Origin of the sequence: Streptomyces sp. NPDC048416 (assembly GCF_043200435.1) — a bacterium.
GTDB lineage: Bacteria > Actinomycetota > Actinomycetes > Streptomycetales > Streptomycetaceae > Streptomyces.
In genome coordinates this window covers 90,484-111,175 of the sequence record NZ_JBICXU010000028.1, presented here as the reverse complement: position 1 = coordinate 111,175, position 20,692 = coordinate 90,484, and the positions used below count along the sequence as shown (strand labels likewise).

The window sequence follows — 20,692 nt, the reverse complement described above, 5'->3', positions numbered from 1 at the left end:
TGATAGCGGAGCTATCGGGGCGTTTCGGCAACGCCGCGAGGTGCCGTGCCAGGCGCCGCACCCCCGGCCATGATCCACCAGACACCCCCTAGGTCGTGTCTTCGAAGTCCCGTCTGGCCGGCGGGCGGACGACGCCACTTCGAAGACGCTCCCTAGCGGTGGGCGGCCTCGGTGGGCCTGTCCTGCTCCGTGGGTGCCTGGGCCGCGGGCGGCTTCGGCGGCAGGAAGAGGGCGACGACGACCGCGCCGAGCAGGGCGACTCCGGCCGAGGCGAAGGCGGTGATGTGCATGGCGTGGATGAAGGCGTCGTTGGCGGGGCCGATCAGCGCCTTGCCCGCGGGGCCCATCCGCTCGGCGACGCCGAGGGTGGCCTCGATGGATTCGCCGGCCGCCTTGCGCGCCCCTTCGGGGACCGCGCCGAGGTGGCTCTGGATGTCGCCGCGGTAGACGGTGGAGAGCAGCGAGCCGAGCACGGCGACGCCGAGCGCGCCGCCGACCTGGCGGAAGGTGTTGTTGACGGCCGAGCCCGAGCCGGCCTTCTCGCGCGGCAGCGCCTGCATGATCGACACGGTGACGGGCGGCATGATGTGGGCCATTCCGGCGCCCTGGATGAAGAAGACGACCTCCATGACCCAGATCGGGGTGCCGGCGTCGAACAGGCCGAAGGCGGCGAGGCCGATGGCCACCAGGACGAGTCCCGCGGTGCAGACGGCCCGCGCGCCGAACCGGTCGACGACCAGCCGGGCCCGCGGCGCGAAGATCATCTGGGCGGCGGCGAGCGGCAGGATGAGCAGCCCGGACTGAAGGGCGCTGTAGCCGCGCACGCTCTGGATGTAGAAGACCGAGAAGAAGGTCACGCCCATCAGCGCGAAGAAGGTCAGCGCGATGGCGACGACGGCGGCCGAGAAGGCGGGCTTCTTGAAGTAGGTGATGTCGATGGCGGGGTGGTCGCAGCGCTTCTCGTAGAACACGAAGGCGACGAGCACCGCGACACCGGCGAGGATGGTGGCGAGGACGCCCGTATCGGTGAAGTCGGCGAGTTCGCCGCCGTGGATGATGCCGTAGACGAGCAGCACGAGTCCCACGACGGAGAGCAGCACGCCGACCGGGTCGAGCTTGCCGGGGTTGGGGTCCTTGGAGTCCGGCACGAGCACGATCATCGCGATCAGGGCGATGATCACGACGGGCACGTTGACCAGGAAGACCGAGCCCCACCAGAAGTGCTGGAGCAGGACGCCACCGGTGATCGGGCCGATCGCGATGGCGAGGCCCACGCCGCCGGCCCAGATGCCGATCGCCTTGGGCTGTTCGTCGCGCTCGAAGACGTTCATGAGGACGGCGAGGGTGGCGGGCATCACGAAGGCGCCGCCGAGGCCCATCAGGGCGCGGAACGCGATGAGCTGGTCCGGGGAGTTCGAGAACGCGGCGAGCACCGAGCCGAGGCCGAACACCGTGATGCCGAAGAGCAGGATCCGCTTGCGGCCGAGCCGGTCGCCGAGCAGTCCCGAGGTGAAGAGCAGGCCGGCGAAGACGAGCGTGTAGGCGTTGATCGCCCACTCCAGCTCGCTCTGGGTGGCGCCGAGACCGGTGGGGGCGGGGCTCGCGATGGTCTTGACGGCGACGTTCAGGATCGAGTTGTCCAAAACGACGATCAGCAGGCTGAGCATCAGGACGGCGAGGATCGCCCAGCGCCGGCGGTGGACGGCTTCGGGTATCCGGGGTGCGGCAGGGGCGCCGGACGCGGGAGGCGTGGTTGACATGTCTACCACCCTAGAGCAATTCCGATACGGAACCGTCTCGTATAGGAATGTCTTTACCGTACGGGCTGTGCCGGGGCCGCTTGCCGCGGGTACGGCCGGGCCGGCCCGGCATCGCTCGCCCGTGGGTGCGGCCCGGCCCGGCATCGCTCGCCCGTGGGTGCGGCCCGGTCCGACGTCGCTCGCCCATGGGTGCGGGCCGTGCCCTTCGTGTCACACCCACTTCCCGGCAAGGGGCACGGGATGCCACCATGGATGTGGTCCGGAGACGCCGTAAGGGCGCTTCGAGATGACGAACAGGAGCCGTTGCGATGACGCAACACATTCAGGCTGCCCAGAACCAGAAGACTTCCGACAGCAGCGATCCCAAGGCGCTGTACGGGGGCAAGGGCACCCGGCGCATCACCGTGCACGACATCGCGGCCGCCAAGGCGCGCGGTGAGAAGTGGCCCATGCTCACCGCCTACGACGCGATGACCGCGTCCGTCTTCGACGAGGCGGGGATCCCGGTCCTGCTCGTGGGCGACTCCATGGGCAACTGCCACCTCGGATACGAGACGACCGTGCCGGTCACCCTCGACGAGATCACCATGCTGTCCGCCGCTGTCGTACGGGGCACCTCGCGCGCCCTGGTCGTGAGCGACCTGCCCTTCGGCTCGTACCAGGAGGGCCCGGTGCAGGCGCTGCGCACCGCCATGCGCCTGGTCAAGGACGCGGGCGTCGGCGCGGTCAAGCTGGAGGGCGGCGAGCGCAGCCACGAACAGATCCGCCTGCTCGTCGACTCCGGCATCCCGGTGATGGGCCACATCGGGCTGACGCCGCAGTCCGTGAACACGCTGGGTTATCGGGTGCAGGGCCGCGGCGACGAGGCGGCGCACCAACTGCTGCGCGACGCCAAGGCGGTCCAGGACGCGGGCGCCTTCGCGATCGTTCTGGAGCTGGTCCCCGCGGAGCTCGCCGCCGAGGTGACCCGCATCCTGCACATCCCGACCGTGGGCATCGGCGCGGGCATCGAGTGCGACGCGCAGGTGCTCGTCTACACCGACATGGTGGGCCTCACCCCCGGCAAGGCCCCCCGCTTCAGCAAGCAGTACGTCAACCTGCGCCAGTCCCTCGGGGACGCGGCGAAGGCCTTCGCCGGCGAGGTCGTCGGCGGGGCGTTCCCGGCCGAGGAACACACCTTCCACTAACGGCGTTCCGGCCGGAGGGCGCACCCTTCACCCACCGCGTTCCGGCCGGGGGACATCGTCCACCAGCCACGTTCCCTACCGGGACAACGCACCTTCCACCAGCCACTGCGGTCACGACGACAGTCCGCCGACTTCCCCCATCGGCGGGCTGTCCGTCGTTGGCGGGGGCGGGTGCCGCAGTCCTCTCGCCGGCTGCCGACAGGGTGTCCCCGAGGTGTCGGCGGCCTGTCGGCGGATTGTCGGTGGCGCCTGGCACCTTGATGTCCATGACGCGAATCGACAAGAAGCCCGGCAACAGCGGGGGCGGCGCCCAGCACGCCGTCTCCGTACGGGGGCTGGTGAAGCACTTCGGCGACACCAAGGCGCTGGACGGCGTCGACCTGGACGTCCGCGAGGGCACCGTGCTCGGTGTGCTCGGACCGAACGGCGCCGGCAAGACCACCCTCGTCCGCTGCCTGTCCACCCTGCTCGTGCCGGACGCCGGCACCGCGGTCGTCGCCGGGTACGACGTGGTGAAGCAGCCCCGCCAGTTGCGCCGCACGATCGGCCTGACCGGGCAGTACGCCTCGGTCGACGAGAAACTGTCCGGCCGCGAGAACCTGTACATGATCGGCCGGCTGCTCGACCTGTCCCGCACGCAGGCCCGCTCCCGCGCCGACGAGCTCCTGGAGCGCTTCTCGCTCACGGACGCCGCCAAGCGGCCCGCGATGACGTACTCCGGAGGCATGCGGCGCCGGCTCGACCTGGCCGCCTCCATGATCGGCCACCCCGCCGTGCTGTACCTGGACGAGCCGACGACCGGCCTCGATCCGCGCACCCGCAACGAGGTGTGGGACGAGGTGCGCCGCATGGTCGCCGAGGGCGCCACCGTGCTGCTGACCACGCAGTACATGGAAGAAGCCGAGCAGTTGGCGCGTGAGCTCACCGTCATCGACCGCGGCAAGGTCATCGCCAGCGGCGAGGTCGACGAGCTGAAGGCGCGGGTCGGCGGCCGCACCCTCCAGATCCGGCCCACCGACCCGGAGCAGCTGGGCGCGATGGCACGGGCCGTCACCGAGGCGGGCCTCGCCGGAATCTCGGGCACCCAGGTCGTGCCCGACGAGAGCGTGCTGAATGTGCCGATCCTCAGCGACGAGCAACTGACGGCCGCTGTAGGCCTGTTGGGGGCGCGCGGCTTCGGCATCGCCCACATAGGCACCCACCTTCCCAGCCTGGACGAGGTGTTCCTGGCCATCACCGGCCAGAAGACCGCCGATTCCCAGGACGCCACCCGTGAGACCGAGGAGGTCGCGGCATGAGCACCACCACCACTGCCACCGTCGACGCGCCTGCCCAGCAGACCCCTCCGGCCCCGCGGCCGGCCGTCGGATCCGACGACGTCCGCATCGGGCTGCGCGCCAATCTGCGCCACATCGGCGCCCTGGCGCGCCGCAACATGCTCCAGATCAAGGCCGACCCGGAGTCGATGTTCGACGCCGTCCTGATGCCGATCATCTTCATCCTGCTGTTCGTGTACGTCTTCGGCGGCGCGATGTTCGGCGACGGCAACCAGGGCGCCTACGTCAACTACCTGGTGCCCGGCCTGATGGCGATGATGGGCCTGAACATCGCGATGGCGGTCGGCTCCGGCGTCAACGACGACTTCAAGAAGGGCGTGATGGACCGGTTCCGGACGATGCCCATCGCCCGGTCGTCCGTCCTCATCGCCAAGATGGTGGTCGAGGTCGGCCGCATGCTGGTGGCCACCACGATCCTGCTGATCATGGGCTTCATCCTGGGGCTCAGCATCAGCACCTCGGTGTGGGGCCTGCTGGCCGCGGTCGGTCTTTCGCTGACCTTCGGCGCGTCCCTCATGTGGATCTTCATCCTGCTCGGACTCACCATGAAGTCCGTCCAGGCCGTCCAGGGAGTGGCCATGCTCGTGCTGATGCCGCTGCAGTTCGGTTCGTCCATCTTCGCCAAGCCGACCACGATGCCCGGCTGGTTGCAGTCCTTCACCGACTACAACCCGCTGTCCAATCTGGCGGACGCGGCCCGCGGCCTGATGATCGGCGGCCCGGTCGCCCACTCCGCCCTGATGACGCTCGCCTGGTCGGCGGGGATCACGCTGGTGATGGCTCCGCTCGCGGTCGCCAAGTTCCGCAAGCGCACCTGAGCCTGACCCTCCCTCAGCTCTCGCGATCGCGTCGCACGACGGCGGCGGCCTCCTCCACACCGAGGCCGCCGCCTTCCGCGTGGGCCGACGCGTACGCGGCGTCGTCGAGCACGGCGCGCGCGGCCCGCTCGGCCGCGGCCCGCTGTTCCGCCTGGACGGGCGGCGAGAAGTGGCCCTCCGGGAGCAGGGCGTCGTGGGCGCCGATCAGCCGTGCCGCGTCCAGGGCGCGGTCGGCGCCGCCGAGCCCGGCCAACGCCCAGGCAGCGGTGAGCAGATGGACAGCGATCATCTCCGGCGCGACCATCCGCGACAGCGGCTCCTGGGCCCGGTCGAGCGCGGTCAACGCTCCCGAGAGGGCGTCGGCGAACCGGCCCTGCTCGTTGTCGAGCCAGGCCCGCACGCCCACGACAAGACCCTCGAACATCATGAGGTTCGCGGAGTGGAACTCCCGCAGCAGTTCCTCGATCTGCTCGCGCGCCTCGTCGAACCGGCGGGTACGGCCCAGCCATACGGCGAGGAAGAGCCGGGCCGCGGGCCGTGTCTCGACACCGGCGCCGTGCCCGTCGGCAAGGATCTCGCGCAGCATCGCCTCGCCACGGTCCCCCTCCCCGGTCTCCAGGAGCATGCCCGCGAGCCGCGCCTTGAGGAGCGTGACCTGGGCCTTGGCGCCCAACTGCTCGGCGTGGCGCAGGGCGTCGGCGAAGTCCTCGGCCGCCGCGGCGAACTCGCCCCTCTTCTCCCGCGCCTCGCCCCTGGCCGCCAGCGCCTCGGCCGCGCCCCAGGCGTCCCCGATGCGCTGGAACATCCGCAGGCTGACCTCGGCGTCCTTAGCCGCGTCGCCCGCCCAGGCGGTGCGGTTGGCCAGGACGTTGGCGCGCATCTGGAGGGCGGCGGCCAGTTCCCACGCGTACCCCAGTTCCTCGCAGGCCGTCACGGTGGCGTCGAGGACTTCCTTCAGGCTGTCCTCGTCTCCGGTGAACACCAGCGGGAAGAACCAGAGCGAGCCCGGGGTGCGGCAGGTCTGCGGCAGGCCCGGCCGGTAGACGGACACGATGGCGCGGAGCCGTTCGAGGGCTTCGGGCGTGCTCCACTCGTCCGCCGCGTGGTCCATGGAGGCCACCTGGATCAGGTGCATGGCGCGCCGCGCCTCCTGGAGCACATCGGGGTCCATGGGCGGCGGGTTGTCCACGCAGCGGAGGTACACCGCCGGTGCGGGCGTCAGCGGTGGCGCGAAGGGGTCGGGGCCGAGGGCGGCGGCCTGCTGTGCCCAGTACCGTGCGTCGCCTCGCTGGTCGCGTATCTGCCAGTACCACGCCAGGGCGTGCACCAGGCAGAGCGCCTCCTGCTCGTCGCGCAGCGCGATGGAGCGGCGCAGCGCGGTCCGCAGGTTCTCGTACTCCCCCTCGAAGAGCTCGATCGCCGCCCGCTGCCCGGGTCCGCGCAGCTCACCGTCGGCGCGGCGGGCCAGCTCGCGGTAGTACGTGAGGTGGCGCCGCTCGGCGCCGGAGCGGTCCCCCGCACCGTCCAGGCGCTCCCCCGCGTACTCGGCGACGGTTTCGAGGAGCCGGTAGCGCATGTGGCCGGTGGTGTCGGGCGCGGCCACCACGAGCGATTTGTCGACGAGCGAGCCCAGTACGTCGGGCACGTCGTGGGCGCTCACCTCAGGGGCCCCCGAGGGGGTGGCGTCGCCCGCGCACACCGCCTCGGCGGCCTCCAGGTCACAGCCGCCCGCGAACACGGCCAGCCGGCCGAGCACGGCGCGCTCGGACGCCTCAAGGAGTTCCCACGACCAGTCGACGACGGCCCGCAGGGTCTGCTGGCGCGGCAGCACGGTGCGGCTGCCGCTGGTGAGCAGCCGGAAGCGGTCGTCGAGCCGGTCCGCGATCTGACGGGTGGTCAGCATGCGCAGGCGTGCGGCGGCCAGTTCGATGGCGAGCGGGAGTCCGTCGAGCCGCCGGCAGATCTCGGCGGCGGCGTCCGCATCGTCCTCCACGCGGAAACCCGGCCGGGCCGCGGCGCCCCGTTCGGCGAGCAGCCGCAGCGCGTAGGGCGCGGGCAGCGGCTCGACGGGCCGCACCAACTCCCCCTGCACGCCGAGGATTTCGCGGCTGGTGGCGAGGACCACCAGCTGCGGGCAGCGGGCCAGCAGGTACTCGGCGAGTTCCGCGGCGGCGCCGATCACATGCTCGCAGTTGTCCAGGAGCAGCAGCATGCGGCGCGGCCCGCAGTGTTCGGCGAGCCGGACCAGGGGGTCGTCGGCGTGCCGGTCGGCGGCCCTCAGTTCTTCGGCGCCGGCCGAGTGCAGCACCGTCTTGCGGGCCCCGACGGCCGTGAGCACGGCGGCCGGCACCCCGGCCGGGTCGTCGACGGGCGCGAGTTCGGCCAGCCACACCCCGTCCGGCCAGCAGGCCGCGACCCCTTCGGCGGCTTCCTGCGAGAGCCGGGTCTTGCCGGCGCCGCCGGGCCCGAGCAGCGTGACGAGCCGGGCGGATTCCAGGTCGCCGCGGATGTCGGCGAGCTCGCTTTCGCGTCCGACGAAGGAGGTCAGACGGGCCCGCAGGTTTCCGTACACCGGGGGCGCGGCGGCGGGCGGCGGCGGCGCCGGGTTCAGCAACTCGGCGTGGATGGCGCGCAGTTCGGGCCCCGGGTCGGCGCCGAGCTCATCGGCGAGGGTGGCCCGCACGCTCTCGTACGCGGCCAGCGCCTCGGCGGGGCGGCCCGCGGCGCGCAGTGCCCGGATGCGCAGGGCGTTCAGCGGCTCGTCCAGCGGGTGGCTCCCGCACAGGGCGGCGAGCTCGGCCAGGGTCTCCTCGGCGCGGCCAAGGGCGAGCGCGGCGGCGAGCCTGAGCCGCCGGGCGTCGAGCCTGCGGGCCTCGGCGCGGGTGGCGAGGGCGCCGGGGTCGGGCAGATCGGCGAGCGCGGGCCCGGCCCACAGCGCGAGCGCGTCGTCGAGCAGCGACACGGCCTCGGCGGGGTCGCCCTCCTCCAGGGCGCGCGCGCCGTCGGCGGCGAGCCGGTCGAAACGGTGCAGGTCGATGTCGTCGGCCTCGGCGGCGAGCCCGTATCCACCGCTCTCCGCCGAGAAGACGGCGTCGTGGCCCAGCGCCCTGCGCAGCCGGCCCACGAGTGCCTGGAGCGCGCCCGGCGCGTCGGCGGGCGGCTCCGCTCCCCACACCTCGTCGACGAGGACGGCCACCGGCACGGCACGGCCCGGCCGTAGCGCGAGCACCGCCAGGAGGGCGCGCAGCCGCGCTCCGCCGAGGGCGACGGGCGTGCCGTCGAGGTGTTGGGCCTGGGTGTTGCCTAGAAGCCGGTAGCGCACACCCCCCATTCTCATCGACGCGCGCCGCGACCAGCGCCCCGGCGGGGAACTCCCCGGGGATCCCGAGACGTTTGACGCTCACCCCCTGTACGGTCGGGCGCGTCCCGCCCGACCGTCCCACCAGCACTGGAGCCCACCGCATGGCCACCGCTACCTCCCGCCACCACGACCGGCGGATCAGCCCGGTCTTTCTCGGGATCGTCGCCGTGATGGCGGTCTCCGGGTGGGCGGTGTGGACGAGTTACGCCTCCTCGCCCGGCCTCGCCGTGTTCTTGTTCGTGACGTCGGCGTGGGTCGTGTCGCTGTGCCTGCACGAGTACGCGCACGCCCGCACCGCGCTGCACGGCGGGGACATCACGATCGGCGCCAAGGGCTACCTCACGCTCAACCCGCTGAAGTACACCCACGCGCTGCTTTCGATCGTGCTGCCGGTCATCTTCGTGATCATGGGCGGCATCGGTCTGCCCGGCGGCGCGGTCTTCATCGAGCGGAGCCGGATCCGCGGCCGCCGGCGGCACAGCCTGATCTCGGCGGCGGGCCCGCTGACCAACGTCGTGTTCGCCCTCGTGTGCACGGCCCCGTTCTGGCTGCACGCCCTGGACGGGGTGCCGGGTCACTTCCGCGCCGCGCTGGCCTTCCTGGCGCTGCTCCAGGTGACGGCGGCGCTCCTGAACTTCCTGCCGGTCCCCGGCCTCGACGGGTACGGGATCATCGAGCCCTGGCTGTCGCACGCCGCGCGGCGCCAGGTGGAGCCGTTCGCCCCGTTCGGGCTGCTCGCCGTGTTCGGGCTGCTGTGGATCCCCGAGATCAACCAGGAGTTCTTCCGGCTGATCTACGCGATCCTCAACGGGCTCGGGGTGTCCGACCTGGACGCCGCGATCGGCCGCAGCCTCTACCAGTTCTGGCCGGACCTCTCGCTCACGCCGCAGGGGTAGTGGCCCGCGGGCCCGGCTCGCTCACTCCGAGGAGGTCGTGGCGGGCGGCTCGCTCACTCCGCGGGGGTGGTGGCCCGGGCCCGGCGCAGGTAGTACCACGCCATGTTGGACGAGAGCCCGACGAGCAGCACCCAGATGATTCCGAGCCAGCTGCCCTCGACGAAGGAGACCACGGCCGCGACGAGGGCGAGGACACAGACGGCGAGGGCGTACAGAGCGAGGCGGGGCATGGAGGTCGGCTCCTGTCGGGTACTTCGGCACTTCGGCGGCATCTACACCTGCCGCACGGGGTGCAACGGACGGGCGGGCACACGGCGCCCACCCGTCCAGTGTCCCCCATCGCCGTCGCCGCCCCGCACCGCGGTCACGGCGTACCCCGGCACGCCCGCGCGGCCCCGCGTATCGCGGGCGCAGGGGCTCAGACGTCGGTGACGCGCAGTCCGGCGTGTGCCTTGTGGCGGCGGTTCACCGAGATCAGGTTGGCGACGAGCGACTCCACCTGATGCGCGTTGCGCAGCCGCCCGGCGAACACGCCGCGCATGCCGGGGATGCGGCCGGCGAGCGCCTGCACGACGTCGGTGTCGGCGCGGGCCTCGCCCAGCACCATCACATCCGTGTCGATCTCCTCGATCGAGGTGTCCTGGAGCAGCACCGCCGACAGGTGGTGGAAGGCCGCGGTCACCCGGGAGTCGGGCAGCAGGGCGGCGGCCTGCTGGGCGGCGCTGCCCTCCTCGGGCTTCAGGGCGTACGCGCCCTGCTTGTCGAAGCCGAGCGGGTTGACGCAGTCGACGACGAGCTTGCCCGCCAGCTCCTCGCGCAGTGATGCAAGGGTCTTGGCGTGACCGTCCCACGGCACCGCCACGATCACGATGTCGCTGCGCCGCGCGCACGCGGCGTTGTCGGCGCCCTCGACGCCCAGCCCGAGCTCGTCGGCCGCCGTCCGCGCCCGCTCCTCGGCCCGCGAGCCGATGATCACCTTCTGGCCGGCCCGGGCGAGCCGGTAGGCCAGGCCCCGGCCCTGGTCGCCGGTGCCGCCGAGCACGCCGACGACGAGACCGGAGACGTCCGGAAGGTCCCAGGGGTCCCTGGCGGCGGGCTTCGCAGCGTTCCCCGCGTTGTCAGTGGAAGTCATGAGGGCGACCTTACTCGGCCGTAGCCGGGCCCTTCGTTGGGATGACGAAGGGCCCGATTCGGGCCCGTGGGCGCGCCGGGTGGGGCAGGCTGCGGGCATGGATGCCGTACGGGTCGCACTGCTGCGGGAAGTGCTCGCGGGGACGGAGTGGCTGCGGGCCACCCGCCGCTTCGCGGGCGTGCTCCGCTCCTCGGTCCTGCCGCACGGCGGCGGGCTGCTCCTGGTCGGCACCGAGGTGTACGAGCCGTGGCACCTGGCCGCCCACCTCACCGACGAGGCCGCCTGGTCGGGGCTGCCCGAGCTGAGTCCGACGCTGGTGCGCCACCGCACCGAGCCGGGCGGGCCGCCCCATCTGTCGGTCGGGCTCGGCCGTCTGGAGGCGGCGCGCCGCGGCGAGACGCTGCTCCTGGTGGCGCCCGAGCGGCCCGCCGAGGGCCTGCTCGAACGCGTCCACGACGCGCGCAGGGCGGGCGCGACGGTCCTCGCCCTGGACGGCGGGGACCGCGAGGTGCGGGGCCTGGTCCACGAATCCCTCACCGTGGCACCGGACGCGGAACTCGACCTGGACACCGTGCAGCACCTGGTGAGCGCGGCGGCCGGCGAGAACACGCTGCCCCCGCAACGCGGTCCGCGCCGCTTGCGCGACCGGCTCGGCCGTCTCGCCGACCAGCTGACGGCGCCGCCGCCGGGGCGCTGGTGACCGGCCGATGAATCGTCGGTACGCACCGGGTGCGTACCGATAATTCGATTGCGCCCGGCGACCTCGGCCCGGAACATGGCCGCTCGTGCCCGATGAACCTCCCGCGTCCCGACTGCGCTCGATCCTGCCCGACCTCGCTCCGTGGCGGGCGTCGGCCGATTTCCGGCTGCTCTGGACGCAGGGCCTGATCACCAACTTCGGCAGCTTCATGGCGATGGTCGCGCTGCCGCTCCAGATCAAGGAGCTGACCGACTCACCGCTCGCGGTGGGCGCGATGGGCGCGGTGGAACTCGTCCCGCTGATCGTCTTCGGCCTGTACGGCGGCGCCCTCGCGGACGCCGTGGACCGCCGCAAGGTCATTCTCGCCACCGAGGCGGGCCTCGGCCTGCTCGCACTCGTCCTGCTGGTCAACGCGCTGCTCCCGAGCCCCATGCTCTGGCCGCTGTACGTCGTGGCCGCGGGCGTCTCGGCGCTGGCGGGACTGCAACGCCCGGCGCTGGACTCGCTGATGGCCCGGATCGTCCCGCACGACCAGCTGACGGCGGCGGCCGCCCTCAACGCCCTGCGCTGGCAGCTCGGCGCGATCGCGGGGCCGTCCCTGGCCGGCCTCGTCGTGGCGTACGCGGGTACGGCCACGGCGTACGCGACGACCATCGGCACGTTCACCGTGTCGGTGGTGATGTGCGCCCGGCTGACCCCGGCGCCGCCCGCCCACGACGCGGCGAAGCCCTCGCTGCGCGGCATCGCGGAGGGCGCCCGCTACGCGTGGTCGCGGCCGGTGCTGCTGGGGACCTACGCCGTCGACCTGGCGGCCATGTTCTTCGCCTTCCCCAACGCGATCTTCCCCTTCCTCGCCGACAGCCTGGACGCCGACTGGTCGCTCGGCCTGATGTACGCGGCGGGCTCGGTGGGGTCGGTCCTGCTCAGCCTGACCAGCGGCTGGACTTCGCGGGTGCGGCGGCACGGCCTGTTCGTGGTGTGCGGGGCGGCAGTCTGGGGCGCGGCGATGGCCGGGGCCGGGCTGCTCGGCAACGTGTGGCTGGTGCTGGCCTGCCTCGCGGTGGCGGGCGCGGGCGACATGCTGAGCGGGCTCGGCCGCTCCACCATCTGGAACCAGACGATCCCGGACGAGCTGCGTGGCCGGCTCGCCGGGATAGAAGTGCTCTCGTACAGCGTCGGCCCGCAGCTGGGCCAGGTCCGGGCGGGCGCGATGGCCGGCTGGACCGGGACCAGGGCCGCGGTGTGGTCGGGCGGCGTGGCGTGCGTGGCGGCGGTGGGGCTGCTGGCGACGGCGCTGCCCAGGCTGCTCACCTATGACGCGGCGACCGACGAGGACGCGGCGCGCCGCCGCGCGGCCGAGCAGTTCGCCTCCACCGCCGCCCAGTAGCTGTCCGGTGTGCGGCGCGCGCACGGTTCTTCGCGCGCCGGCCGACGCCGCCCGCCCCGGTTCAGGCTGCCTGTACGAGTTCGGCGCGGCCGAACAACAGGGCGTAGCCGGAGGGGAGTTGGTCGAGGATGCGGGTGAGCAGGCCGGGCCCGGCGAGGGCGGCGACCGCGGTGAGGACCGCGCCGGTGTCCCAGCGGACGGTGGCGGGGGCCGCGCCGGTGCGGCTCGCGAGGTCCTTGACGAATGCCCAGCCCGTCAGTCGCTCCGCCGAGGGGACCTCGCCGGTGAAGATCTGGGCGGCCTCGAAGGGCAGCCGGGCGGCCAGCTCGACGCGTTCCTCGCCCACCAGTCTGCGCCCGAGTCCTGAAAGGACGAGGCGGACGGCTTCGGCGGCCCGTTCCCTGGTCGGGTAGGCCCCTTCGTAGCGGACCTTCTCCAGCATCTGCTCGTACGTCATCGCCGTCCGGTGCCGAAGCGGTTCACGCTGGTCGGACATCACTGCGGTATCGCCTTTCTCGTAGCCGGGGCCGGGAGGGGGGCGCGCAGGACGGGCGGGGGACGGTGCGCCCGTCCTGCGCGGCGCGGCACGGGTGCCGCGCCGGGTTCAGCCGGCGATCTCCTTGTGCGAGGAGGTCCCGCTGACGGAGATCTTGCGGGGCTTGGCGCGCTCGGCGATCGGGATGCGCAGCGTCAGCACCCCGGCGTCGTAGTCGGCCTTGATGCGGGTGGTGTCCGGGGCGTCGGCCAGCACGATCTGGCGGGAGAACACGCCGAGGGGCCGCTCCGACAGTTCCATCTGCACGTCGTCGGCCTTCGTCGCGGGCCTGCGCTCCGCCTTGACGGTCAGCATGTTCCGCTCGACGTCGATGTCGATCGCCTCCGCGCTGACGCCGGGGAGGTCGAAGGCCACGACGTACTCCTCACCCTCGCGATAGGCGTCCATCGCCATCGCGGACGGACGCGTCCAGGTGCCGGAGCCGGTCAGCTGCTGGGCGAGCCGGTCGAGCTCGCGGAAGGGGTCAGTGCGCATCAACATCGCGAAACACCTCCAGAAGGTTTGGGCTGTACCCGCCAATGCGCTTCACTGCCACCGTTGTAGCATGTCATCCAATGGATGACAAACATGGCGTGTCATCGAAAGGATGACGGGCCCTGTCGGCCCTCCGGCAGCCCCCGACAGCGCCCCCTTGCAGCCCTCTGTCAGCCCTCCGCCAGCCCCGACCTCCCCCGAGGAGTTCTCGTGACACCAGCAGGCCAGCCGCCCCCCGACTCCGCCGACGCCCAGAGCCCGGCATCGTTCCTGGCCGCCGCCGCGGCCCTGGAAGCCATCGACCACGCCGTGCACGACGCCCACCGCGGGGCCGCCGATCCGCTCGACCCGGGCATCGGACCCGAGCAGGCCCTGGCTTCCCTCCTGCTGTTGCGGCACGTACGCGAGCAGCTGGCCGGATGGGAGACCGGCCTCATCGAAACCGCCCGTGACGCCGGCGCCAGCTGGGCGGAGCTCGCCCATCCGCTCGGCGTGGCAAGCCGCCAGGCCGCCGAGCGCCGCTATCTGCGCAACCGCCCGGGTCCCGCCGGAAGCACCGGCGAACAACGCGTCCAGGCCACCCGCGAGCGCCGCGCCGCCGACCGCGGCCACACCGCCTGGGCACGCGACAACGCCGCCACCCTGCGCCGCCTCGCCGGTCAGATCACCGCCCTCACCGACCTCCCGCCGGACTCGCGCGCCACACTCGGCCGACTCGACGCCGCCCTCGCGCAGGACGACCCCGCGGCTCTCGTCCACCCCCTCGCCGCCGCCCACCCCTACCTGTCCGCCCACCCCGGCATCGCCACGCAGCTCGACACCCTCATGGAGCGGCGCGGCGACCGGGACGGCGCCTGACCCCTCGGCCCGCCCTGATCCCTCGGCCGCCCCGATCCCCCTACCGCCCCGGTCCCTCGACCTGCCCTGATCCCTCGACCCGCCCGTGTCGTTCGATCCCCCTGATTTGCCCGATCCGTTCGATGCCGACTGTCTCGCTGTCGAACACGAGAAAATCTGCCATGGCCGGAGTAGACATTGGGCGATCGCGTGACTATGGTTTCTCTCGTAGCCGAGATCAAGAAGGCCCGGCAGAGATGAACTGCCGGGCAGCAACACCCGCACGTCGTGCGGTTCGCAGGACGGTGCGGCGGTGGAGTTCCGAAGCCAGAGCAGTGCAGGACGGCGACGGGACTGACGGCCGGACCGGGTGGCCCGCAGTCATCAGGGGCCGCCATCAGCAGTACGCAGTACACGCAGTGGCAGTACCAGTAGGTGCAGTACGCAGTACCGCAGTAACCGGCAACACCCCGCAGTACGCAGTACCCGTCAAGTAAGAAGCAAGTAAGTCAGAGGGAAGAACGGAGGAGCCAGCGCCATCAGGATCGCCCGGACGTACGTGATGAGTCCGGGTACCGCAGGACATCGATAGTGAGGTGGTCTCCGGTCAAGCAACTGCGATCCCCGCAACCCCGACGCCATACCGGTCGGGCCCGCGGAAACAGAGCGCCGACGCAGGAACACGGTCGGCAGATGGTGTAGCCGTTCCTTCGGGGCTCTGGTGCCACATGGCACCAGAGCCCCTCAACGTGTTTCACGGAGAGGTGCAAATGACAGCAGACGATTTCAACGGCCGTCTCGACGACGACGACTACCCCGCCTACACCATGGGCCGGGCCGCCGAGATGTTGGGAACCACACAGGGCTTCCTCCGCGCCATCGGCGAAGCCCGCCTCATCACCCCACTGCGCTCACCCGGCGGTCACCGCCGCTACTCCCGCTACCAATTGCGCGTGGCCGCCCGCGCCCGCGAGCTCGTCGACCAGGGCACCCCCATCGAGGCCGCCTGCCGCATCGTCATCCTCGAAGACCAGCTCGAAGAGGCCCAGCGCATCAACGCCGAATACCGCCGAGCCGCCGAATCGACGAGCCCGTAACCCCGCGACACCCGTTCGTGACGCCGGCCCGCGGCCGTGGGCCGTGACGCCGACCGGTGACGCCGACCGGTGACGCCATCGGGGGCGCCGCTCCGTACGACGCCCGGAGCCGGGGCGGCCCCGTGTGACCGCCCGTACGCGCCCTGGCCGAAGGCCGTAGCGGCTCCAGTCGAAACCGGCCCAGCCACAGCCGTGCCGGTCGGAGTCGTCCTGGTCGGAGCCGTCCTAGTCGGAACCGTCCTAGTCGGAACCGTCCTGCGGCGCCGACTTGTCGTGCCATTTGGGGTCGTTCTCCCACTCCAGGTTCCGCTCCTGCGCGCTCTGCATCGCGTGCTCGGCCTCCTCGCGGGTCGGGTACGGGCCGAAGCGGTCCTTGGCGGGGCACTCGGGGCCCTCCTCGACCGTGTGGTGGGTCAGACAGTAGAACCACTCGCCGGGCTTGCCGGTGGTGCGCCTCTTGAACAGAGCCATGGGTGCCTCTTCCTTCGGCTTTCTTGTACTTCCTCGGACGATGACCTGGGACCGGGCGGCCGGGTCCAGGCGGCCCGGGGCCTCAAAGCCATGCTGCCCCACACCCGCTGGATAGACTCGCCGGCATGTCTGGCCAGCCGAAGTCGCAGTCCCTGCTCGTGCCCGGGGAGATCTCTCCGGCCCGTTCCGTACCGGGCCGCATTCCGCGTCCCGAGTACGTCGGGAAGCCCATGCCCACGCCGTACACCGGCCCCGAAGTGCAGACCCCCGAAACCATCGAGCTGATGCGGACCGCGGGCCGGATCGCCGCGCAGGCGATGGAGGAGGCGGCCAAGCACATCGCGCCGGGGGTGACCACGGACGAACTCGACCGGGTGGCCCACGAGTTCATGTGTGATCACGGCGCCTACCCGTCCACGCTCGGTTACCGCGGCTTCCCCAAGTCGCTGTGCTCGTCGGTGAACGAGGTCATCTGTCACGGCATCCCCGACTCGACCGTCCTGAAGGACGGCGACATCGTGAACCTGGACGTCACCGCGTACATCGGCGGTGTCCACGGCGACAACAACGCCACCTACTTCTGCGGCGAGGTCGACGACGAGTCCCGGCTGCTGGTCGAGCGGACCCGGGAATCCCTGGACCGCGCGATCAAGGCGGTCCGGCCCGGCCGTCAGATCAACATCATCGGCCGCGTCATCGAGTCGTACGCCAAGCGCTTCGGTTACGGCGTCGTACGGGACTTCACCGGTCACGGCATCAGCACGGCCTTCCACTCCGGACTGATCGTGCCGCACTACGACGCCCCGCACGCCACGACCGTGATCAAGCCGGGCATGACCTTCACCATCGAGCCGATGCTGACGCTCGGCACCCACGAGTACGACATGTGGGAGGACGGCTGGACGGTCGTCACCAAGGACCGGCGCCGGACGGCCCAGTTCGAGCACACGCTCGTGGTCACGGAGACCGGTACGGAGATCCTCACGCTGCCGTAGCGGGTGCCTTTTCCGGCGGGATGTCGCGTTCGGGCGCGGCGGGGGGCGTTTCCCCGAGGCCCTTATTCGGTCGCACTTCGGGTGCCGGTCGTCGTCGGCTGCTCGCGCCGTTCCCCGCGCCCCTTATGCGGTCGCACTTCGGGTGCCGGTCGACGTCGGTTGCTCGCGCCGTTCCTCGCGCCCCTTATGGGGCCGCACTTCGGGTGCCGGTTGTCGTCGGTTGCTCGCGCCGTTCCTCGCGCCCCTGAACCCGCGGTCGGCTGCGGGTCGTGTTCGGTTGCTCGCGCCGTTCCTCGCGCCCCTTATGGGGTCGCGCTTCGGCTGCCGGTTGTCGTCGGTTGCTCGCGCCGTTCCTCGCGCCCCCTGGACCCGCGGTCGGCCGCGGGTCAACGTCGGTTGCTTGCGCCGTTTCTCGTGGCCCTTAGACCCGGGCCACTCGGCCGCCCAGTTCGATCGTGTTGTTGGTGGTCGGGGTGGTGAGGAGGTGGGAGCCCTGGCCCTGGGTGATGTGCAGGGGGCGGTTCAGGTGGTGGGTGAGGAGCAGGGCGGCCGCTCCCGTTGCCTCGTCCTCGTCGATGCCGTCGCCCCGGCCCGGGAAGCCCCGCGCGCGGACCCGGCCCGTCGCCTCGTCCTCCCAGGCCCACGCGTACACCCACTCCCCCGGCTCCGGCACGGCAAGCGCATCGACCTCGGCGGCCGACGCGTACTGGCGCAGGGTGCGCGGTGGCACCCATTCCGCGCGGGCCGTGATCCAGGAGAACTCCCCGTCCCGGCGGGCCGTGACGTCGCCCACCGGCAGGTGCAGCACGTCCAGGTCCAGGAGCCAGGCCGCACCGACCAGGGGGTGGCCGGCGAAGGGGAGGCGTACCCCAGGGGTGTAGATCTCCAGGGCGCCGCGGTCGGGGTCGTCCACGAACACGGTCTCGCTGAAGCCGAGTTGACGCGCGAGCTCCTGCCGGGCCGGCTCGCCCGGCACCTCCGCGCCCTCGCGCACCACCCCGAGGGCATTGCCGTGTCGGCCGTCGGGGCCGCAGAAGACCCTGAGCACATCAATCCGTACGTCCAGTTCACTCACGCCTCGCATTGAAGCAAAGGGGCGCGCTTCCCCTCCTCCGGGCAGGACGCGGATGCGCCGATGAGAGGTGAATCACGCACCCCGGGGGTATCGGTCAGGTAAGCCTCGGTTAAGTTAGGTCCGCCTCAGTCGACCCGTCGACCCTGACCCAGCGTGGAGCCCGCATGCGACCCGTCCGTACCTCCGTAGTCACCGCCGCCGCTGCGGTCGCGGCCCTGACCGCCGTCACGGGATGCGCCGAGAAGAGCGACGCCACGGCAGACGGCGCCGCCGGCTCGGTCCAGGTGACCGCCACCGACAGCTCCTGCAAGCTGTCGAAGACCGACTTTCCGGCCGGGCACGTCAAGTTCGACATCGAGAACAAGGGCTCCAAGGTCACCGAGGTCTATCTGCTCTTCCCCGACGACCGCATCGTCGCCGAGCGCGAGAACATAGGCCCCGGCCTCAAGCAGCAGCTCACCGCCGAGGTCAAGGCCGGGTCGTACGAGGTCGCCTGCAAGCCCGGCATGAAGGGCGACGGCATCCGCCAGAAGGTCACCGTCACCGGTGGCGGCGCCGCCGCCAAGCGCAACCCGCAGCTGGACACGGCCGTCGCCGAGTACCGCAAGTACGCGCAGGAGCAGGCGGACGAGACCCTGCCCAAGGTCAAGGTCTTCACGGACGCGGTGCGGGCCGGCGACCTGGACGCCGCGCAGAAGGCGTTCGCCCCCTCCCGCCTCGGCTGGGAGCGCACCGAGCCGGTCGCGGAGTCCTTCGGTGACATCGACCCGAAGACGGACACCCGCGAGGACGGCCTGGAGAAGGGCCAGAAGTGGACCGGCTGGCACCGGCTCGAAAAGTCGCTCTGGGCGGACAAGAAGATCGGCCCGGACGAGAAGGACCTCGCCACCGAGCTGGACAAGGACCTCGCCGACTGGCAGAAGCGGGTCGGCACCGCCGAGATCACCCCGACCTCCATGGCCAACGGCGCCAAGGAACTCCTCGACGAGGTCGCCACCGGGAAGATCACCGGTGAGGAGGACCGCTACAGCCACACCGACCTGTCCGACTTCAAGGGCAACGTCGAGGGCGCGCAGAAGGCGTACGAACTCCTCAAGCCGGTCGCATCGAAGAACGACGCGGCGCTCACCACCGAGCTCGACAAGCAGTTCGCGGCCCTGAACACCCTGCTCGACCAGTACCGCACGGACAAGACCTCCTACGATTTCACCTCGTACGACAAGGTCGGCGAGAGCGACCGCAAGCAGCTCTCCGACACGGTCAACGCGCTCGCCGAGCCGCTGTCGAAGCTCGCCGCAGCCGTCACGAAGTAACGCCGGAGCCAGGAGGAGAACCGTCATGAGCGACACGACCGAGGACTCGGGGACCGTCACGTCCCCCTCCCGCCGGGCGCTGCTCGGCTGGGGCGGCGCGGGGCTCGCGCTCGGCGCGGCCGCGGCCGGCGGTGCGGTCGCCGTCGTCAAGGGCGACGGCAGCGACGCGGTGCCGGCCGGCGACTCGGGCGCCGCGGTGCCCTTCCACGGCGCCCACCAGGCCGGCATAGCCACCGCCGTCCAGGACCGGCTGCACTTCGCCTCGTTCGACGTGACGACGAAGGACCGTGCCGAACTCGTCCAGCTCCTCAAGGACTGGACGGTGGCCGCGGCCGCGATGACGGAGGGCAAGACGGTCGGCGACGGGGCGTACGGCGGCCTCGCCGAGGCGCCGCCGGACGACACGGGCGAGGCGCTCGGCCTCAAGCCGTGCCGGCTCACCCTGACGTTCGGCGTCGGCCCCTCGCTCTTCGCCAAGGACCGCTTCGGCCTCGAAGCCAAGCGGCCCGATGCGCTGGTCGACATCGAGCAGTTCCCCGGCGACAACCTGGACCCGGCGCGCAGCGGCGGCGACCTGTGCGTGCAGGCCTGCGCCGACGACCCGCAGGTCGCGGTGCACGCGATCCGCAACCTGGCCCGCATCGGCATGGGCAAGGTGGCCATCCGGTGGTCGCAGCTCGGCTTCGGCAAGACGTCGTCGACGACGCCCGACGCGCAGACCCCGCGCAACATGATGGGCTTCAAGGACGGCACCCGGAACGTCTCGGGCACCGACACCAAGGCGCTCGACGACCACGTCTGGGCCGGCGCCAAGGACGGCTCCGACTGGATGGCCGGCGGCTCCTACCTGGTGGCCCGCCGCATCCGGATGCACATCGAGACCTGGGACCGCAGCTCGCTCCAGGAGCAGGAGGACGTCTTCGGCCGCGACAAGGGCGAGGGCGCCCCGGTCGGCAAGGCCAAGGAGCGCGACGAGCCGTTCCTGAAGGCGATGAAGCCGACCGCGCACGTCCGTCTCGCGCACCCCGACTCCAACGACGGCGCCCGGATCCTGCGCCGCGGCTACTCCTTCACGGACGGCACGGACGGCCTCGGCCGCCTCGACGCGGGCCTGTTCTTCCTGGCGTACCAGCGTGATGTGCGCAAGGGCTTCCTGCCCATCCAGCGCGCGCTGGCCCGCCACGACGCGCTCAACGAATACATCCAGCACGTGGGTTCGGCGATTTTCGCGATCCCGCCGGGCGTCCGCGACAAGGGCGACTGGTGGGGCCGGGGACTCTTCGGCTGAGAGGGAGA

The 20,692-nt window shown here is 71.7% G+C and carries 19 protein-coding genes; 11 read left to right on the top strand and 8 right to left on the bottom strand.

Annotated elements, in window-relative coordinates:
- Nucleotides 1–152: 152 nt before the first annotated feature.
- Nucleotides 153–1,760 (bottom strand): MFS transporter, encoded by a 1,608-nt coding sequence (locus tag ACGFW5_RS28065; protein WP_393837081.1) that lies wholly within the window; start codon nt 1,758–1,760, stop codon nt 153–155.
- Nucleotides 1,761–2,068: 308 nt separating this feature from the next.
- Here ACGFW5_RS28065 and panB point away from each other — a divergent pair, with 308 nt between their 5' ends.
- The 3 genes from panB to ACGFW5_RS28050 all read left to right on the top strand — a co-directional run bounded on the left by panB (nt 2,069) and on the right by ACGFW5_RS28050 (nt 5,102).
- Nucleotides 2,069–2,947 (top strand): 3-methyl-2-oxobutanoate hydroxymethyltransferase, encoded by an 879-nt coding sequence (gene panB, locus ACGFW5_RS28060; protein WP_393837080.1) that lies wholly within the window; start codon nt 2,069–2,071, stop codon nt 2,945–2,947.
- Between the two features lie 266 nt (nt 2,948–3,213).
- On the top strand, nt 3,214–4,245 hold the full coding sequence (locus ACGFW5_RS28055) for an ATP-binding cassette domain-containing protein (RefSeq protein ID WP_393837079.1): 1,032 nt from the start codon (nt 3,214–3,216) through the stop codon (nt 4,243–4,245).
- On the top strand, nt 4,242–5,102 hold the full coding sequence (locus ACGFW5_RS28050) for an ABC transporter permease (RefSeq protein ID WP_393837078.1): 861 nt from the start codon (nt 4,242–4,244) through the stop codon (nt 5,100–5,102). Before ACGFW5_RS28055 ends, ACGFW5_RS28050 begins: the two co-directional genes overlap by 4 nt.
- A gap of 13 nt (nt 5,103–5,115) precedes the next feature.
- On the opposite strand, the gene ACGFW5_RS28045 is transcribed toward ACGFW5_RS28050, so the two are convergent.
- On the bottom strand, nt 5,116–8,433 hold the full coding sequence (locus tag ACGFW5_RS28045) for an ATP-binding protein (protein ID WP_393837087.1): 3,318 nt from the start codon (nt 8,431–8,433) through the stop codon (nt 5,116–5,118).
- Nucleotides 8,434–8,564: 131 nt separating this feature from the next.
- Here ACGFW5_RS28045 and ACGFW5_RS28040 point away from each other — a divergent pair, with 131 nt between their 5' ends.
- Nucleotides 8,565–9,359 carry a site-2 protease family protein gene (locus ACGFW5_RS28040; protein WP_393837077.1) on the top strand — a complete coding sequence of 265 codons (795 nt, stop codon included), beginning with the start codon at nt 8,565–8,567 and terminating at the stop codon, nt 9,357–9,359.
- Nucleotides 9,360–9,412: 53 nt separating this feature from the next.
- Here the strand turns inward: ACGFW5_RS28040 and ACGFW5_RS28035 are convergent, their stop codons facing one another.
- Nucleotides 9,413–9,589 (bottom strand): hypothetical protein, encoded by a 177-nt coding sequence (locus tag ACGFW5_RS28035; protein WP_393837076.1) that lies wholly within the window; start codon nt 9,587–9,589, stop codon nt 9,413–9,415.
- Between the two features lie 188 nt (nt 9,590–9,777).
- Nucleotides 9,778–10,491 carry an NADPH-dependent F420 reductase gene (gene npdG, locus ACGFW5_RS28030; RefSeq protein ID WP_393837075.1) on the bottom strand — a complete coding sequence of 238 codons (714 nt, stop codon included), beginning with the start codon at nt 10,489–10,491 and terminating at the stop codon, nt 9,778–9,780.
- Between the two features lie 97 nt (nt 10,492–10,588).
- On the opposite strand from npdG, the gene ACGFW5_RS28025 reads away from it, so the two are divergent.
- Complete coding sequence (locus ACGFW5_RS28025; RefSeq protein WP_393837074.1) at nt 10,589–11,191, top strand: hypothetical protein; 603 nt, start codon at nt 10,589–10,591, stop codon at nt 11,189–11,191.
- An 85-nt stretch (nt 11,192–11,276) separates the two neighbouring features.
- On the top strand, nt 11,277–12,578 hold the full coding sequence (locus ACGFW5_RS28020; RefSeq protein ID WP_393837073.1) for an MFS transporter: 1,302 nt from the start codon (nt 11,277–11,279) through the stop codon (nt 12,576–12,578).
- Nucleotides 12,579–12,639: 61 nt separating this feature from the next.
- Here the strand turns inward: ACGFW5_RS28020 and ACGFW5_RS28015 are convergent, their stop codons facing one another.
- Both ACGFW5_RS28015 and ACGFW5_RS28010 read right to left on the bottom strand, forming a co-directional pair.
- Nucleotides 12,640–13,074, bottom strand: a complete 435-nt coding sequence (locus ACGFW5_RS28015; RefSeq protein ID WP_393837072.1) for a DUF2267 domain-containing protein — start codon at nt 13,072–13,074, stop codon at nt 12,640–12,642.
- 108 nt (nt 13,075–13,182) lie between these two features.
- Nucleotides 13,183–13,614 carry an Hsp20/alpha crystallin family protein gene (locus ACGFW5_RS28010; RefSeq protein ID WP_393837071.1) on the bottom strand — a complete coding sequence of 144 codons (432 nt, stop codon included), beginning with the start codon at nt 13,612–13,614 and terminating at the stop codon, nt 13,183–13,185.
- Nucleotides 13,615–13,818: 204 nt separating this feature from the next.
- On the opposite strand from ACGFW5_RS28010, the gene ACGFW5_RS28005 reads away from it, so the two are divergent.
- Both ACGFW5_RS28005 and ACGFW5_RS28000 read left to right on the top strand, forming a co-directional pair.
- A complete protein-coding gene (locus ACGFW5_RS28005) occupies nt 13,819–14,466 on the top strand; it encodes a type III effector protein (RefSeq protein ID WP_393837070.1) in 648 nt (215 codons plus the stop codon).
- A 749-nt stretch (nt 14,467–15,215) separates the two neighbouring features.
- Nucleotides 15,216–15,542 (top strand): MerR family transcriptional regulator, encoded by a 327-nt coding sequence (locus ACGFW5_RS28000; protein WP_393837069.1) that lies wholly within the window; start codon nt 15,216–15,218, stop codon nt 15,540–15,542.
- A gap of 240 nt (nt 15,543–15,782) precedes the next feature.
- Here ACGFW5_RS28000 and ACGFW5_RS27995 read toward each other — a convergent pair whose 3' ends face one another.
- Entirely contained in the window at nt 15,783–16,013 is a 231-nt protein-coding gene (locus ACGFW5_RS27995; protein ID WP_393837068.1) for a hypothetical protein, read from the bottom strand.
- 125 nt (nt 16,014–16,138) lie between these two features.
- Between ACGFW5_RS27995 and map the strand changes: the two genes are divergently transcribed.
- Nucleotides 16,139–17,008 (top strand): type I methionyl aminopeptidase, encoded by an 870-nt coding sequence (map, locus tag ACGFW5_RS27990; RefSeq protein WP_393837067.1) that lies wholly within the window; start codon nt 16,139–16,141, stop codon nt 17,006–17,008.
- Nucleotides 17,009–17,429: 421 nt separating this feature from the next.
- Here map and ACGFW5_RS27985 read toward each other — a convergent pair whose 3' ends face one another.
- Nucleotides 17,430–18,083, bottom strand: a complete 654-nt coding sequence (locus ACGFW5_RS27985) for a PhzF family phenazine biosynthesis protein (RefSeq protein ID WP_393837066.1) — start codon at nt 18,081–18,083, stop codon at nt 17,430–17,432.
- Nucleotides 18,084–18,247: 164 nt separating this feature from the next.
- Here ACGFW5_RS27985 and efeO point away from each other — a divergent pair, with 164 nt between their 5' ends.
- Both efeO and efeB read left to right on the top strand, forming a co-directional pair.
- Entirely contained in the window at nt 18,248–19,396 is a 1,149-nt protein-coding gene (gene efeO, locus ACGFW5_RS27980; protein WP_393837065.1) for an iron uptake system protein EfeO, read from the top strand.
- Nucleotides 19,397–19,421: 25 nt separating this feature from the next.
- Nucleotides 19,422–20,684, top strand: a complete 1,263-nt coding sequence (efeB, locus tag ACGFW5_RS27975; protein WP_393837064.1) for an iron uptake transporter deferrochelatase/peroxidase subunit — start codon at nt 19,422–19,424, stop codon at nt 20,682–20,684.
- The last annotated feature ends 8 nt before the right edge of the window (nt 20,685–20,692 follow it).